This window comes from Nocardia arthritidis (assembly GCF_011801145.1).
Classification (GTDB): Bacteria; Actinomycetota; Actinomycetes; order Mycobacteriales; family Mycobacteriaceae; genus Nocardia; species Nocardia arthritidis_A.
This window is the reverse complement of record NZ_CP046172.1, coordinates 2,293,096-2,307,423: the sequence shown is the minus strand read 5'-3', so window position 1 is coordinate 2,307,423 and position 14,328 is coordinate 2,293,096. Positions and strand designations below refer to the sequence as shown.

Annotated in this window: 16 protein-coding genes; 8 read left to right on the top strand and 8 right to left on the bottom strand. The window is 66.9% G+C overall.

Annotation, left to right across the window (positions count from 1 at the left end; genetic code table 11):
• The first annotated feature begins 50 nt into the window (after nt 1-50).
• Nucleotides 51-1,289 (top strand): tautomerase family protein, encoded by a 1,239-nt coding sequence (locus F5544_RS45920; protein ID WP_238847430.1) that lies wholly within the window; start codon nt 51-53, stop codon nt 1,287-1,289.
• 165 nt (nt 1,290-1,454) lie between these two features.
• Nucleotides 1,455-2,066 (top strand): 2'-5' RNA ligase family protein, encoded by a 612-nt coding sequence (locus F5544_RS10205; RefSeq protein ID WP_167472970.1) that lies wholly within the window; start codon nt 1,455-1,457, stop codon nt 2,064-2,066.
• A gap of 27 nt (nt 2,067-2,093) precedes the next feature.
• On the opposite strand, the gene F5544_RS10200 is transcribed toward F5544_RS10205, so the two are convergent.
• Nucleotides 2,094-3,629 (bottom strand): diguanylate cyclase domain-containing protein, encoded by a 1,536-nt coding sequence (locus F5544_RS10200; protein WP_238847182.1) that lies wholly within the window; start codon nt 3,627-3,629, stop codon nt 2,094-2,096.
• Nucleotides 3,630-3,792: 163 nt separating this feature from the next.
• On the opposite strand from F5544_RS10200, the gene F5544_RS10195 reads away from it, so the two are divergent.
• On the top strand, nt 3,793-4,644 hold the full coding sequence (locus tag F5544_RS10195) for an alpha/beta fold hydrolase (RefSeq protein ID WP_167472969.1): 852 nt from the start codon (nt 3,793-3,795) through the stop codon (nt 4,642-4,644).
• Nucleotides 4,645-4,719: 75 nt separating this feature from the next.
• On the opposite strand, the gene F5544_RS10190 is transcribed toward F5544_RS10195, so the two are convergent.
• Nucleotides 4,720-5,715: a BtrH N-terminal domain-containing protein gene (locus tag F5544_RS10190; protein WP_167472968.1), complete on the bottom strand. Its 996-nt coding sequence runs from the start codon at nt 5,713-5,715 to the stop codon at nt 4,720-4,722.
• 94 nt (nt 5,716-5,809) lie between these two features.
• Here F5544_RS10190 and F5544_RS10185 point away from each other — a divergent pair, with 94 nt between their 5' ends.
• Entirely contained in the window at nt 5,810-6,202 is a 393-nt protein-coding gene (locus F5544_RS10185; RefSeq protein WP_167472967.1) for a VOC family protein, read from the top strand.
• Between the two features lie 91 nt (nt 6,203-6,293).
• Nucleotides 6,294-6,902, top strand: coding sequence for a glyoxalase (locus tag F5544_RS10180; protein ID WP_167472966.1), 609 nt, complete (start codon nt 6,294-6,296; stop codon nt 6,900-6,902).
• Between the two features lie 147 nt (nt 6,903-7,049).
• Here the strand turns inward: F5544_RS10180 and F5544_RS10175 are convergent, their stop codons facing one another.
• The 6 genes from F5544_RS10175 to F5544_RS10150 all read right to left on the bottom strand — a co-directional run bounded on the left by F5544_RS10175 (nt 7,050) and on the right by F5544_RS10150 (nt 12,504).
• The gene (locus F5544_RS10175) at nt 7,050-7,229 is read right to left on the bottom strand and encodes a hypothetical protein (RefSeq protein WP_167472965.1); all 180 of its coding nucleotides are present in this window, start codon (nt 7,227-7,229) and stop codon (nt 7,050-7,052) included.
• A gap of 168 nt (nt 7,230-7,397) precedes the next feature.
• On the bottom strand, nt 7,398-7,988 hold the full coding sequence (locus F5544_RS10170) for a TetR/AcrR family transcriptional regulator (RefSeq protein ID WP_167472964.1): 591 nt from the start codon (nt 7,986-7,988) through the stop codon (nt 7,398-7,400).
• Nucleotides 7,985-9,070 (bottom strand): saccharopine dehydrogenase, encoded by a 1,086-nt coding sequence (locus F5544_RS10165; RefSeq protein ID WP_167472963.1) that lies wholly within the window; start codon nt 9,068-9,070, stop codon nt 7,985-7,987. Before F5544_RS10165 ends, F5544_RS10170 begins: the two co-directional genes overlap by 4 nt.
• Before the next feature lie 118 nt (nt 9,071-9,188).
• Nucleotides 9,189-10,505 (bottom strand): dicarboxylate/amino acid:cation symporter, encoded by a 1,317-nt coding sequence (locus F5544_RS10160; protein ID WP_167472962.1) that lies wholly within the window; start codon nt 10,503-10,505, stop codon nt 9,189-9,191.
• A gap of 194 nt (nt 10,506-10,699) precedes the next feature.
• Nucleotides 10,700-11,617, bottom strand: coding sequence for a serine hydrolase (locus F5544_RS10155; protein WP_174867310.1), 918 nt, complete (start codon nt 11,615-11,617; stop codon nt 10,700-10,702).
• On the bottom strand, nt 11,617-12,504 hold the full coding sequence (locus F5544_RS10150; RefSeq protein ID WP_167479096.1) for a LysR family transcriptional regulator: 888 nt from the start codon (nt 12,502-12,504) through the stop codon (nt 11,617-11,619). Before F5544_RS10150 ends, F5544_RS10155 begins: the two co-directional genes overlap by 1 nt.
• A gap of 108 nt (nt 12,505-12,612) precedes the next feature.
• Here F5544_RS10150 and bla point away from each other — a divergent pair, with 108 nt between their 5' ends.
• From bla to F5544_RS10135, 3 genes are all read left to right on the top strand, one after another.
• A complete protein-coding gene (gene bla, locus F5544_RS10145) occupies nt 12,613-13,524 on the top strand; it encodes a class A beta-lactamase (RefSeq protein WP_167472961.1) in 912 nt (303 codons plus the stop codon).
• Between the two features lie 149 nt (nt 13,525-13,673).
• A complete protein-coding gene (locus tag F5544_RS10140) occupies nt 13,674-13,979 on the top strand; it encodes a hypothetical protein (RefSeq protein ID WP_167472960.1) in 306 nt (101 codons plus the stop codon).
• Nucleotides 13,972-14,292: a hypothetical protein gene (locus tag F5544_RS10135; protein WP_167472959.1), complete on the top strand. Its 321-nt coding sequence runs from the start codon at nt 13,972-13,974 to the stop codon at nt 14,290-14,292. Before F5544_RS10140 ends, F5544_RS10135 begins: the two co-directional genes overlap by 8 nt.
• The last annotated feature ends 36 nt before the right edge of the window (nt 14,293-14,328 follow it).

Here is a 14,328-nt window from a genome sequence, read left to right as displayed (position 1 = left end):
GGGTGGACACCGTGAGTAGCGGATCCGGAGAATTCGAAAAGGTGTACCTGATGTCGTTGGGGCAGAACGCGAGTCAGGTCGTGCGAACCATGGCTATGCTTTCGATCGCCGAACATCTCGACGAGGTGGGATCGAGCACAGCGGCAGAGTTGGCGAGCCGCGTGTCCAGTGACCCGGATATGACATACCGACTGCTTCGGGCCGGTGCTGCCCTCGGCTTCCTCCGGTACGATCCCACCACATCGGCCTTCTCGGGCACGTCGATGCTTCGGGTGCTACACAAGGACGCGCCCAATTCACTGAAATACGCGGTCCAGAACGGCGCCGGCCCGGCCATCTGGCAGTCCGCGCTGCGTTTTCCCGAAACAGTCAGGACGGGTCGTTCCCAAGTGGTCGAGGCGCTCGGATCCGAGCTGTTCGACTATTTCGGACAGCACGCCGAGGAGGCGGAGATCTTCAGCGCGGCGATGACCGAGCTGTCGGCTCCCGTGATCCGCAGCGCGATACCGCTGATCGACGTCGGCAGTGCCGAATTCGCCGTGGATGTCGGCGCCCACAGCGCAGCCGCACGTGGCGCCGGCCTGAGCGACGATGCCATCGAGGACCTCGTCGCCGCGCGCACTCCCGAGGGCCTCGACCGGACCGCTCAGCTGGCCCACGACGTGGCGCTCGCGCTCGTACGCGACCACGACGTATCGGACGGCCTGTACGCCGAGTTCCTGTCGGATTTCGGCGAGACGCGGGCGGTCGCACTGCTCGCCCTCATCGGCCAATACCTCGCAACATGCGCCGTGGTCACGTGCTTTCGCGTGCCCGCGCCCGGCGCTTGCCCTGCCCAATTCTCGACCCGACTCACCATCAGGAGTAACGCGATGCCATTGGCCGACATCTACCTTCACCAGGGCGTGACCACTCGCGACCAGCGCAAAGCCATCTCCGACGCCATCCACGCCGCGATGGTCGATACACTCCACATCCCCGACGACGATCGCTTCCACTATTTCCACGAATTCCCGGAGGGCACAGCTTTTCACGAGGACGTCGTGTTCGGACTCCCTCGTTCGAACCGCCTGATGTGCATCACGCTGTCGTTCAACAACCGCACGGCCGACACCAAGAAGGCCCTGTTCGAGTCGCTGGTCGACCAACTGCGGGAAAAGGCCGGAGTGCCCCCGGAGGACGTCGCGTTCCGCATCGTGGAGACCGCGCGCGAGAACTGGTGGGCGGCCGGTCGCGTGATCGACGCCCGCACCGGTTACGACGAGCGGATGACAACGATCGTCGAGTAATCGGTATCGCTCGAACCGGAACCCACCTGACCTCGCATCGGGCAACCGAAAGCCCCTGTTCTGGTTGTCGTCCACCCGTGGGCAACGATAAGGATGAGGGCCCAAGATGACTGCCGGGAGGCCGAGCTAGGTCGCGATCCGGAGGAGACAAGACAACCTGTGGACATGTTCATGGTCGACCAGCTGAAGCGTCGCTGGCCGGTGGATTGGACCAAATTGCATATCTATTTCGTGCCGGATTCGGCCGAGATCAAACCCCTGGTCGATGCTTACCGCGGCATCATCGACGACGTGGAGTTCGTATCGCCACAGCCGGACGAGTGGCTGCACGCCACTCTCATGGTGGTCGATGGCATCGCGGCACGGGATGTGCCCGGCCCCCAGCGAGCGGAATTGGTTGAGCGGCTTCAGCGGGCCGCCGCCGAGGTGCCGTCCTTCGAGGTGACATGCGGGCCTGCGGTTGCGGGTCGCAGCAGTATCGCCCTTGATCTGGTGCCCGATCGCGATTTCACCGAACTCCGTAACCGTGTGACAACCGCGGCCGGTGAAATCTTCGGACCGGAGGCAGTTCGGTACCAGAACGGCCGCCCGCACATCACGTTGGCCTATGCCCGAGGAAAAGGCGACTCCGGGCCGCTCCAGACCAGATTGCGCAATGCGACCGACCGCAGAGCGCCACTCACGGTGAACAACATTCGCCTGGTAGACGTCCTGGTCGACTTCGAAAATCTTCAATTCCGCTGGGAAGAATTGGCGGTCCTATCGCTACACAACTGATGAGCTCATGGACCTGACACGGCCTCGTCAGTTCGGGCTTGTTTGCGCACCGGCCGGGGTTTCGGCGATCACAACGCTGTTGCCGCCCAAGCGTTTTGCCTCGTACATGGCCGTATCGGCGGAGCGGAACAGGCTTTGGCGCAGTGGGGCCGTGCGGGTTTCGCCGGTTCCGTTCAGCGCGGTGACGGCGGCTCCGACGCTGGCGGTGATGGTGATCGGCAGATCGGTCATAGTTTCGATCGCGCCGCGCAGCCGTTCCGCGATAGCCCCGACGCAGTCGTCCTTCAGGTATCCGACGACCGCGAATTCCTCGCCGCCGGTGCGCGCGACGACGGCGCCCGGCGGGGCCGCTTCGCGTAGGCATTTCGCGGTGCGCACCAGCACCTCGTCGCCCAGCGAATGGCCGAAGGTGTCGTTGACGGATTTGAACCGATCCAGGTCGAAGGTCACCGCGTACACGCCCCCGCGCACGGCGGGGTCGAAGAATCGCGACAGGCGACTGTCGAGACCGCGCCGGTTCAGCAGCTTGGTCAGCGGATCCGATTGCGCGTCCCGCTGCACCAGCCAATGCGAGAAATGCACGATGGGGAGCACGACGCCGGTCACACAGATGTTGGACATCATGACTCCGACGCACAGGAGCAGGTCGCCCTTCCCATGTCCGGTGTTCCCCGGCTTTCCGACGAACATCAAGATCCCCACCAATACCAAGGACACAAACGACCAGCCGACGTGCAGGGCCAGAATCCGCGGACCGTGGAAGATCGTGGCGTATCCGCCGGTCGTCACCAGCAGCACGATGCCCAAGGCCCCCAGTAGGCGGTCCTGGACCAGCACGTTGTTGGCGGTGACGGTGATATCGATGGCCGCGATCCACACGAGCGACTCGCCTTCGCGCGGCCACGGCAGCAACCACCACCTCAGCGTCCACGCCAGGGCGAGCGTGATCGCGACGACCGCCTGAGTCACTCCCACCACACCGCGCTGCCCCGCCTGCGACAGCAGGGCCAGGGCGGTTATCGACGCCATGACGATGCCCGCGGACCCGATCATGATCTTCATCGGAGCGAGGGCCGAATGCGATTCGAACGTCTCGATCAGCCAGCGATAATCGACCCCGTCTCGCCACCAGGCTCGCAACAACGATCCGATATCGGCCATCCAGTTACCGCCTTGGGTCAGCAATAGGACTCCGGTCGACAACCGATCACGGAGACCGTGAACGATCCTCTTTCTCGGGCTTGCGCTCCCGACAATCCACTGTGACTCGAGCGGAGGATCAGAGCACGCGAAGGTGACGTCCGCCACACCGCGCACCGATACCCGCAGGTCATGCTCCTTCCGGGCGGTGCGATTCGGGCTTCTTGCGCGGGGGAAGAACAGCACCGGGCCATCGGGTTCGTCGGGGAACAGCCGGTTCCACGAGTGGCGCTCCGGGATGGCGGGCCAGGTCGCGACCTCATCGGCGATCGTCATGAGCAGGCCGCGGCTGGGATTCGATTTGCCCAATTCGACGAAACTCAGGTGGCGGGGCGAGATTCCGATCGCGTGTGCGAGCTCCATCCGGCTAGAGCGCGCCGCAGGCGGATCAGTTCGCCAACGGCCGGAGGTGTCACAACGCGTGACAATAGCCGGGCCGATACCGGCATACCTGTGAGGTAATCGCTTTCCGCCGAACACGACCGCACGATTACCGAGTTCCCTTACTCCAGAAAGGAATTCGGCAATGCCATACCTCGACACCAGCGACGGGACCCGGCTGTTCTACGCACAGGCGGGTGCGCCCGCGGCCCAGCCGGTCGTATTCCTGCACGCGTGGGCGTTGAACAGCGGGATGTGGAATTACCAGGTGCCCGCGGTTCTGTCCGCGGACATGCGCTGTGTGGTTTTCGACCGGCGCGGACACGGTCGCTCCGATCTACCCGGCGGGGGCTACGACCTCGACCGCCTCGCCGACGATCTGGCCGAACTGCTCGCACACCTGGATCTGCGCGACGCGGTGCTGGTCGGGCACTCGATGGGCTCGGCGGAGATCATCCGCTACCTGTCCCGGCATTCGGACGAGCGGGTGTCCGGCATCGTACTCGGCGCCCCGACCACGCCTTTTCTCCTGCGCACCGACGACAATCCGGAAGGCCCGGTCGACGCCGCCGCGGCCGAGGCCGTCCGTGCGGTGATGCGCCGCGATATCGGCGCCTTCGTCGAGGCCACGACGCCCGCCGACTGGTTCGGGCCCGGCTACCGGGTTTCGGCGGGCCTCGGCGACTGGACCCGCCGTCAGTTCTTCGACACCCCACTGCGGGTGCTGCTGTCGACGAACCAGGTGTTCATCACCGCGGACCAGCGCGCCGAACTCACCGGAATCACCGTGCCCGCCCTGATCATTCATGGCGACGCCGACCGCTCGGCGGCGTTGGAGCACACCGGCCGCCGCACCCACGCGCTGCTTCCGGATTCCCGGCTCGTGGTGATCGAGGGCGCGGGACACGGGCTGTTCATGGGTGATCCGGAGCGCTACAACCGCGAAATACTCGACTTCATCGCGGAATTGCGGCCTCGTGGTGTATCCGCCGCGTGATCACGGACAACAATAGTTCGAAAGCCGTTGCCGCACTTGGCCGATCGTGAGCTGCCATTCGTAATAGAGGTATTCCTAAGGGGTTACGCTCACCTCGGCCAGACAGCGCATGGCCTCGCGTTCGATACGTGAAAGATCGCCGAGAAGGTCGCCCGCCTCCGCGAAGTATCGCGCATCGCCGGATTCTCCGGCCCGGGTGATCAGTGCCGCTACTTCGGTCCACAGTGTGGCCGACTCGGTGTACCGCTCGTGACCGGCGCGCAGGTGGCGGTTATCGAGCAGCCGGGTGCACTCGGCGAGGAAGTCGCGGTAGAAGTTGCGGAACAGGGCGCCGCCGGTGCCGCCCCGCTCCATCAGCAGGGCGGCCTGCGGTAGGTCCCGCCGCGGGTCGTCGGACCGCTCGAGCCAGGTGCGCACCAACCTGCCCGCCTTCTCGATGCCCCGGTGGCCGAGGTTGGCGATGGGCGGCTCGAGAAAGGCGTCGGCGCAGGCGGTGATGGCCGGGACGACGATCTCTCGTAGCGCGGGTAGGGACTTCGGGGCGGTCAAGGTGAAGGATCGGTGCCTGGCGGTCATCGGACCGCGCGCGGCCCTGGCCATAGCGAGGCCGGTCAGGCTGGTGGACACCGTTCCGCCCTGCTGATCGGTATCCACCAGGTAGGCGTCGTGGTCGTCGTAGCCGTACATGGCGACGAAATGGCCGCCGAAATGCACGTCAGAGGTGAAGTAGTCGAGGTAGTGGCTGTCGAGCTGCAGGCCGACAGGGCGACCGTCGTCGATCCCGGCGACAACGTTCTCCCAAGCCTTGCGGGCAGAGGTGGTCTCCTGGACCCGCAACTCCAACCCGAGCCCGGCGGCCAGATTTCGGGTGAGCTCGAAGGGTTTGACCCGGCCCCCGAGAAAGGGAAAACCCATGGCCTTGCTGTCCCAGTAGACGAAGGAAAGGCCGGAACCGAGGCCGAAGAGCATGGGTTCGGACAGCTCGATTCCCTGGTGCCGCAACAGCACCGCCAGCGCCGTCGTCTCACAGTGCTGCGTACCGGGGGCGTCGATGCCGGTCACCGTGGTCATGCGATGCCTTTCTGCGCAACGATCGAACTCGCACTGCCATCATGGTGGGGGCTCCAGTGGCGGGAGAGTCCAACACCAGGAAGGGACAGGCACCGTGCGGATCTACATCACCAGCGTGTTCGTCGACGACCAGCAGAAGGCACTCGACTTCTACACCGAGAAACTCGGCTTCACGAAGCGGCACGACGTCCCGCTCGGCGCGGCCCGGTGGCTGACGGTGGTCTCGCCGGAGGATCCCGACGGCACCGAACTGCTGCTCGAACCGGACGGGCACCCCGCGGTGAAGCCGTACAAGGCCGCACTCGTCGCCGACGGTATTCCGGCCGCCTCGTTCCAGGTCACCGATGTGCGAGCGGAGTACAAGCGGCTGGACGCGCTCGGGGTGCGGTTCACGCAGGAACCCATGGCGGCCGGACCGGTGACAACGGCGATCTTCGACGACACCTGCGGAAATCTGATCCAGCTCGTCACCCCTGCCGAGCCCTGATCCTCCGGGGCGCGCTGGGTGTCCGGTTCCGTGGCGCGTTCCGTATTCGGCACGGATGTGGCCACGTCCCGCCGAACCTAGCGTTACCCGTATGAACATCGACATCTACCTCGAAGTTTCCGATCGAGCGGCCATCGAGGCCAGCTACGCCGCCGCCTTCGGATTGGGCGAGCGACTGAAGTTCCGTGCCGCGTCGGCGCCGACGTCCGGCTTCCGCGGATTCATGCTCTCGCTGGTCGTATCCCAGCCGGGCACCGTGGACAGCCTGATCGGCACCGCGCTCGACGCCGGTTTCACCGCGCTGAAGCCGGCGAAGAAGAGCTTCTGGGGTTACGGCGGCGTCATCCAGGGCCCGGACGGGACGATCTGGAAGATCAGCACCTCACAGAAGAAGGACACCGGCCCGGTCACCCGGGAGATCGACGATGTCGTGCTGCTGCTCGGCGTCGACGATGTGAAGGCCAGCAAGCGGTTCTACGTCGACCGCGGCCTAACCGTCGCGAAAAGCTTCGGAGGCAAGTACGTCGAGTTCGCGACCCCTGGATCGAACGTCAAGCTGGCCATGTACCCGCGCCACACCGCCGCGAAGGATGCGGGCGTCGCCCCGGAGGGCGGCGATTCACACGGGATCGTCATCGACAGCGACGCCGGACCGTTCACCGACCCAGACGGGTTCGTATGGGAGGCCACGGCGGCCTGAAACCCGGCCCGAGCCCGCGGCGCCCGCATCACCTGAAGACGTCATCGGTCAGGTGATGGCCACGTCGTTCGGACCTTGAAAGGGGCCGCGTGGATCCTCCTGCATGAGTCCGACCATGGCGGATCAAAGTCACTGCGGCGCAACGGGTTACGTGGAGATCTCGGCGATGAGCTTCAGGAACGCGGCTTCGTCGCGCTGTGGATCGCCCACCGGGATTTGTGCGGCCGCGATTTCGTCGGCACCCGCCTCGTGCAGGGCGAGCAGGCGGCGACTACGACTCCGACGGGAATTGTTGTGGCCATTGAGGTTCCGCCCTTCGTACGCCAACCGCAAGTCGCCTGTCGAGCGTCACGCGGCAGATCGATATCGCCTCGGCCACCGACGGCGGCGCGGCGATTTCGCATATGTGAGTTCGTGCTTTCGATCAGATAGGACGCGGCGGTTCACCGCAACTCCGGGAGATACCCGGCCGCAGCGGCACATTCGGCCTCATCATCAACGAACCATCGGATCGAGGAGAGCCGCCGCGATTTCGGTCAGCGCGGTATCGGTGACCGGATCGGCATGGTCGGCGATACCCGACCGGAACAGCGCCGCACCCTCGACGAGCATGGTGAAGATGCGCGCGTTGGTGCGGCAGATCTTTTCGGAGGCTTCGGGATTCCGCGTTCGGATGACGTCGGCGACCTGCCCCTGGTAGGCGCGGTAGAACTCGCGCACGGCCGCGGCGATGGATTCGTCGCGGCCCGCGAGCGCCCAGATCTCGGTGTATATCCGGACCAGTTCCCGATCGTCCTGCTCCGCCAACACCTTTCGCACCATGTCGGCGGCGGGCGCTGGCGAGCCGAGCAGTGGGGCGAGCCGCTCGAGCGAGCGAGTCAGCGCACGGTTCAATACGGCGACGATGAGGTCGGCGCGGTTGGGAAAGTAGTACTGGAGATGCCCCAGCCGCACCTGCGCGGCGGCCGCGACCGCGCGCATCGTCAGTTGACCGTAACCGGATTCGGTCAGGATCCGCTCGGCCACATCGAGCAGCAGGACCCGCCGTTGCGCGCCCTTGTCGGTGCTGGCGGCATGTTCGGTCATGCGGCACTGCCGATTTCGCTTTCGATGTCGACTTGCAGATCGATGCCGTGCGCCGCGAGCATGGCCGGTACCTCCGCGGGGACCGGTGTCTGTTCCGGAAAGCGCACGCCGGAATCGGGTGCCGCCCCGTCGAGTCCGAGCACCCGGCGCAGACCCAGCAGCGCGCCGACCGCGGTGAGGTGCGCCTGTCCGGCGGGGTCGGTGACGGTGGCGGTGGCGGTGCGCCCGCCGTGGGTGACGTCGATCCGCAGGGCGGCGACGCCGCCGTCACCCGGTGCGTACAGCAGCGCTCGGCGTGCGCCGGTGAACCGGTCACTGCGGCCCCAGCGGAAGAAGCCGAGCCGCTTGACCGCCAACAGTGCGGAAGTCGATGCGCCGGAACTGAATCCGATGCGGGTGGCGACCGTTGCCGCGTCGAGGGTAAGCGGGAGGGTGAATTGTTCCGGGGTGTCGATGCGGGCGACCCGCGTGACGGCGTCGCCGATGCGGACCCGGCGCACACCGCTCAGCGGCATGATGGTCCGGCGCGTGCCGTCCTCGATCACCTCGTAGTCCAGGCCGAGCCGGTCCAGGAATTCGACCGAGTCGGCGCCCGCCCGATCGCGCAGATCCCAGCGGATCGCCACCTCCACCGCATCGGCGCCGCCCAGGCTCGAACCCAGGTGTGCGGCAACAAGACTCGTCACACCGCCCATCCAGGCCGAGGAGAGCAGCACCGGGGCGCGCGGGTCGAGCAGCGCGGCCACTGTCGCGGCGCGCTGTAGGCGGCTGGTCCACCGCGTGACGTCGACGAACGGCACCCCGCCCGTGATCGCGGCACGCAGCACGCGGTCGTCCGGATCATTGACCACGCCGACCACCGCGCGCACGCCCGCCCGGAACGGGTCCGGCGCGGCGAGATCCCAAACCCGAAGCTGCGCACCGACTTCCATGGCGAGATCACGCCCCCGAGCCAGGCTGCGCCCGGTGAGCAACAGCGGGAAGGCCGGTGCGGCCAGGCGCGCCAGCTCCGCGCCGACCGTCCCGTAGCCGCCGACGAGAAGTACCGGACCGTGTGGATCGAAGTCGAGTGCGTCGTTCACGAAACCCAATATAGGTCATCTGACCTAAACTTGCCGAATGCCTCTCCCACCTGCGGAGACACGGTTCGGACTAGCGCGAAACCGGGTCGATCGCGCGTTCGCGATCGACCCGGCGCGATCAGGCGGCCGCGGGGATCGGTTCCGCGATCGGCGCGGCCGTCGTGAGCGGCGCCGACGGGCGGTCGAAGACCTCGCGTTCGAGGATGCCCTCGCGCTTGGCGACCAGCACCGGGATCACCATCTGACCCGCGACATTGGTTGCGGTGCGGATCATGTCGAGTATCGGATCGATGGCGAGCAGCAGTCCGGCGCCCGCGAGCGGCAGGCCGAGGGTGGACAGGGTGAGCGTCAGCATGACGATGGCGCCGGTGAGTCCGGCGGTCGCCGCGGAGCCGACCACGGAGACGAAGGCGATCAGCAGGTAATCCCGGATGCCGAGGTGGGTGCCGGTGATCTGGGCGACGAAGATGGCGGCCAGCGCCGGGTAGACGGCGGCGCAGCCGTCCATCTTGGTCGTCGCGCCGAACGGCACCGCGAACGAGGCGTATTCGCCTGGGACGCCGAGCCTTTCGGTGACCATCCGCTGGGTGAGCGGCATGGTGCCGATCGACGAGCGCGAGACGAATGCCAATTCGACCGCGGGCCAGACCTTCGCGTAGAAGCGAATCGGGTTCACTCCGCCGACGACGCGCAGCAGGATCGGGTACACCACGACGAGCACGATGAGGCAGCCGACGTAGACCGCGACGGTGAAGGTGGCCAACGGCCGCAACAGATTCCAGCCGTAGCTGGCGATGGCCTTGCCGATGAGTCCCGCGGTGCCGATCGGCGCGAGCCGGATCACCCACCAGAGCGCCTTCTGCACCAGCTGTAGCACCGATTCAGCCAGCCCGACAAAGGGTTTGGCGGCCTCACCGAGCTTCAGCGCGGCCACCCCGAGCACGGCGCCGAGGAAAACCAATTGCAGCACATTGCCGTTGGTGAACGCGCCGATGACGTTGGTGGGGATGATGCCGGTGAGGAAGTCGGTCCAGCCGCCCTTGCTGTCGGGCGCCTTGGCGCCGGTGAGGGTCAGGTCGACGCCGCGACCCGGATTGGTGATCAGGCCGAGCGCGATCCCGACGACCACCGCGATCAGCGAGGTGCCCATGAACCAGAGCAGTGTGCGGCCCGCCAGCCGGGCGGCATTGGTGACGTGGCGCAGGCCCGCGATGCTCACCAGCACCGCGGTGAATACCAGCGGCGGGACGGCGAGCTTGAGCAGCTGCACGAAGATGCCGCCGACCTGCGTCAATGTGCTGGTGAGCCAGGCGGATCCGGTGGCGCGGGCGATAAAGCCGGCGGCGATGCCGACCACGAGGCCGAGCAGGATCTGGACACCGAACGGCCAGCGCGCCGGATTGAGGGCACGGCCGCGCGAAAGGGGTGTGGACATAGCAGAACTCCGAGACGGTCAGGGTGGAACATGGTGTGGGTACGCGTCAGCGACACAGCTGGGCGGCCAGCCGACCGAGATCCACGTGCAGCCTGGCCACCAGGTGCACAACCGTCACAGAAAGATTCACAGCAACTTCAAAGATAGGCGATTCGTCCCATCTCCGGATGCGCACCCCCACGATATGACCTGCGTCACAGTCGATTCCATGGCCCGGTCCGCAATTCGTCGTGCAGGATCCTGGCCGCCTTGGCCATGCTCGCCTCGGCACCGGGCTGATTGGCCGCCGGAACCCGCGATTCGGTGAGCGCGGCCACCGCGAGCACCTGGCCGTCCGCATGCTCGACGACGCCCACCTCGTGGCGCAGGTTGAGCAGGGTTCCGGTCTTCGACGACCAGCGGGCCGCATCGGAGCTGAAGTCGGGCGCGAGTCGCTGCCGGACCACGTTGTCCGCCATCAGTTCCCGCACCCGCGCCGCCGCATCCGGATGAATGGCGCTCGGCCGCCACAGATCCCGCATCAGGTCGACGAACGCCCGCGCCGAACCCGCGTTGGCCCAACTGATATCGAGTTGCGGCACCGGATGACCGTGCCCGGCGGTGCCCGCCTCGATGGCGAGCGTATGCGCCAGATGCGCCTGCGCGGGTTCGAAGCGTTCGACCGGTGTCCGGGTGAGCTCGCCCATCAGATGCCGCACCGCGATTCCGTCGTGGCCGAGCCGCCGCAGCTCCGCGGTGACGGCGGCGGGCGGGGTCAGCGCGAACAGGGCGTCCGCGGCGATGCCGTCGCTGATCGATGTGCTCAGATACAGCAGGTCGTCGAGCGCGATGCCGGCCGGATGCCGGAATTTGCCGAGACCCATCGGCCCCGCCGTCGCGATGCGGCCCGGCTCGACCTCGATCCTGGCCGCCGGGTCGAGTTCACCGCGGGCGATCCGCAGCAGCGTCACCACCGCGAGCGGCACCTTGACCAGCGATGCGATCGGCCACTCCGCCTCGGCGTCGACCCCGAGTTCGTCGCCGGAATCCAAGTCGCGCACCAGGAATGAGCCGCGCAGGCCCGCGTCGTCGAGCACTCGGCGTACCTCGCGCAGCGCCGTGCTCATCCCCATCACCGTTCCTCGCTCTCGTCCTCTGGTGCGCCGAGGCAGGCGCCGATCGCGCGCGCCGGCAACGATCTGACGCGTTCGGCGTCCGCGCGCTGCCCGGCCGCGATCTCGTAGCCGCGGGATAGCTCCAACTCACCGATCGGCCGCCAATGTAATCCGAGCTCATCGGCCTGCCGCCGCGAGGCGAGCAGCAGATCGTCGGAGCCGAGCACCTCGGCCACCGCGGTGATCAGCGAATCGGCCACCATTACCTGCGCCGGTTGCAGACCGAGTGCGTCACGCAGCCGGGTGAGCGGGTCGCGCAGGTGCGGCATATCGTCCTCCGGCTGGATCCAGACCCGGCGACGCCTGGCGTCCCGGTCGGCGCGGCCCGCGCGCAATGTCTCCAGATAGAGCGGGGTCGGATGCGGGCCCGCGGTGGCCGCGAGGCCGAGCGGCACCCGCCAGCTGGCCCGGTCCGGCGTCACCGCGCTCAGCGCGGCCCGAACCTCTTGCGTCCGAACGAGTTCCGCGCGTTCCCTAGGTCCGGCCGAATGCAGGTCGAGGTTCAGCCCGCCCTCGCGCGCCACCGCGACGCAGCGGGCAAGCGGCAGCGGCGCGCATATCTGGGGTATCGCCATCCGGAACGGCCGCAGCTTCGCGCGCTCCGCCTCGTGCTCCATCGCCTCGGCGAGTTCGACGAGCCGCCGGGCCGAAGGCAGCATCTCCCGCCCGAACGACGTCAACGTGGCGCTGCGCGAGGTCCGGTTCAGCAGCCGGGCGCCGAAGTGCTGTTCGAGCGCCGCGATCCGGCGGCTGGCCACCGACTGCGGAATCCGGGCCGCCGCGGCGCCGACGGTGAAGCTGCCGTTGCTGCTGACGGCGACGAAGGCGCGGCACGCGGCGACCATATCCACGGCACCGCAGTGTATGCCAATTCAGCATTGATACCCGCATTTGTGTCTTGGACGGCATACGGCACCGGGTGCGAGGCTGCCCATCGGCAACAACCGCGACGAATGGAGATCCGAATGACGAGGTTTCGCACCGCCCGATCCGCCGCCGTTGCGATCACGGCGGCCCTGCTGCTTCCGCTCGCCGCATGCGCGACCGATAACGCGGCGCCCGCCCCGACCTCCACCGCGACGACGCCGATATCCGGCGAATTCGACGCGCTGGAAACCGAATTCGACGCGCATCTGGGAGTTTTCGGCATCGACACCGGCTCCGGCCGCACCGTGGAGCACCGCGCCGACGAACGGTTCGCCTACGCGTCGACCTCGAAGGCCTTGCTCGCGGGCGTGATACTCGCCACGACCGCACCTGCCGATCTGGAACTGCGGATCAAGTACACCTCGGCCGACCTGGTGGCCAACTCACCGATCAGTGAACAACACCTCGCCGACGGGATAACGCTGCGCGAAGTGCTCGACGCGGCGCTGCGATACAGCGACAACACCGCGGCCAACCACATGTTCGCGCGGCTCGGCGGCCCCAAGGGCGTCGAGCGGAACCTACGCGCCCTCGGCGACAACGTCACCCAGATGGACCGCACCGAAACCGCGTTGAACGAGGCGATACCGGGCGACACCCGGGATACCAGCACACCCCGCGCCCTGGCGGCCGATCTCCGGAAGTACCTGCTGGACTCCGCACTCACCCCCGAGGCCCGCGCCATTCTCACCGACATGATGCGCCGCAACACCACCGGCGGCGAACTGATCCGCGCCGGCGTCCCCGCGGACTGGCAGGTCGCCGACAAGACCGGCTCCGCCGCCTACGGCACCCGCAACGATATCGCCGTGCTGTGGCCGCCGAACCGCGCCCCGATCGTGCTCACCGTGCTGTCGACCCGCGCGAAACAGGACGCGAGCTACGACAACGCGCTACTCGCCAAGGCCGCGAAAATCGCTGTGCAGGAGCTCAATTGACGCCCACGAGACGAGCGCCACGGGCACTACCGCCCAGTAGATTTCGCGTGTCCCGGCGTTCACCGGTCGTTCGCCATGACGTCCGATCGTGTTGGGAAACCTCTGATGCGATGGGATGTCGCGATTTCGGATCGGTTGCACGGAGGTCAATGATGGTCGACAGACTGCACACCTACACCGACAAGCTGAGTACCGCCGCGGACGCGAACGATGGAGTGAAGCACAAGATCTCGACGATATTCGGCAGGTTGCAATCGAATCTCGACGGCCGCGGCGAACCGTGGGGCACCGACCACTACGGCCGGGAGTTCATGGAGGGCAAGAACGGCTACGCGAACATGCGCGATGCGACGTTCACCAACGCGGGCAATCTCGGCAATGGGTTCGGTACGTTCGCCGACGGCCAGCGCACCGCCGCGCGCAAGCTGACGCAGAACGACTATTTCGGTGCCTGATTCCCCGGGTGATCCCGAATCAACCAGCGGTGCAACCGATTCGAGGATCCGGACCGGGCTGATCACCTTCTGCTACCGGTATGCGGGCGGTCTCTGGTATCGCGGCGAATCACCCGATGCCGCAGCGATTTCCGATGCGATCCCAGGAGTCTGGTCGGCCGCGACGACGGCCGAGCTGATCGCCAGGGTGGTGCAGGACGCGCCGGACGACCGGCTCCGCGCCGCCGCCGAAATGTTGGTCTCGGCCGCCCCTTCGGCCTACGCCGAGGGTTTCCGGCAGCGGTTCCAGCATCGGCAAGGGAGCCTCGGATGAGTTCGACACCCCCGGCGCACCGGCGACGACACGGCA

Excerpts from the sequence above, each read along its gene's own strand:
- F5544_RS45920 (WP_238847430.1), top strand. The coding sequence starts at position 51 with ATGTCGTTGGGGCAGAACGCGAGTCAGGTCGTGCGAACCATGGCTATG.
- bla (WP_167472961.1), top strand. The coding sequence starts at position 12,613 with ATGGAGATCCGAATGACGAGGTTTCGCACCGCCCGATCCGCCGCCGTT.
- F5544_RS10170 (WP_167472964.1), bottom strand. The coding sequence starts at position 7,988 with ATGACCGAACATGCCGCCAGCACCGACAAGGGCGCGCAACGGCGGGTC.
- F5544_RS10180 (WP_167472966.1), top strand. The coding sequence starts at position 6,294 with ATGAACATCGACATCTACCTCGAAGTTTCCGATCGAGCGGCCATCGAG.
- F5544_RS10140 (WP_167472960.1), top strand. The coding sequence starts at position 13,674 with ATGATGGTCGACAGACTGCACACCTACACCGACAAGCTGAGTACCGCC.
- F5544_RS10200 (WP_238847182.1), bottom strand. The coding sequence starts at position 3,629 with ATGGAGCTCGCACACGCGATCGGAATCTCGCCCCGCCACCTGAGTTTC.
- F5544_RS10160 (WP_167472962.1), bottom strand. The coding sequence starts at position 10,505 with ATGTCCACACCCCTTTCGCGCGGCCGTGCCCTCAATCCGGCGCGCTGG.
- F5544_RS10205 (WP_167472970.1), top strand. The coding sequence starts at position 1,455 with ATGTTCATGGTCGACCAGCTGAAGCGTCGCTGGCCGGTGGATTGGACC.
- F5544_RS10195 (WP_167472969.1), top strand. The coding sequence starts at position 3,793 with ATGCCATACCTCGACACCAGCGACGGGACCCGGCTGTTCTACGCACAG.
- F5544_RS10150 (WP_167479096.1), bottom strand. The coding sequence starts at position 12,504 with ATGGTCGCCGCGTGCCGCGCCTTCGTCGCCGTCAGCAGCAACGGCAGC.
- F5544_RS10155 (WP_174867310.1), bottom strand. The coding sequence starts at position 11,617 with ATGGGGATGAGCACGGCGCTGCGCGAGGTACGCCGAGTGCTCGACGAC.
- F5544_RS10190 (WP_167472968.1), bottom strand. The coding sequence starts at position 5,715 with ATGACCACGGTGACCGGCATCGACGCCCCCGGTACGCAGCACTGTGAG.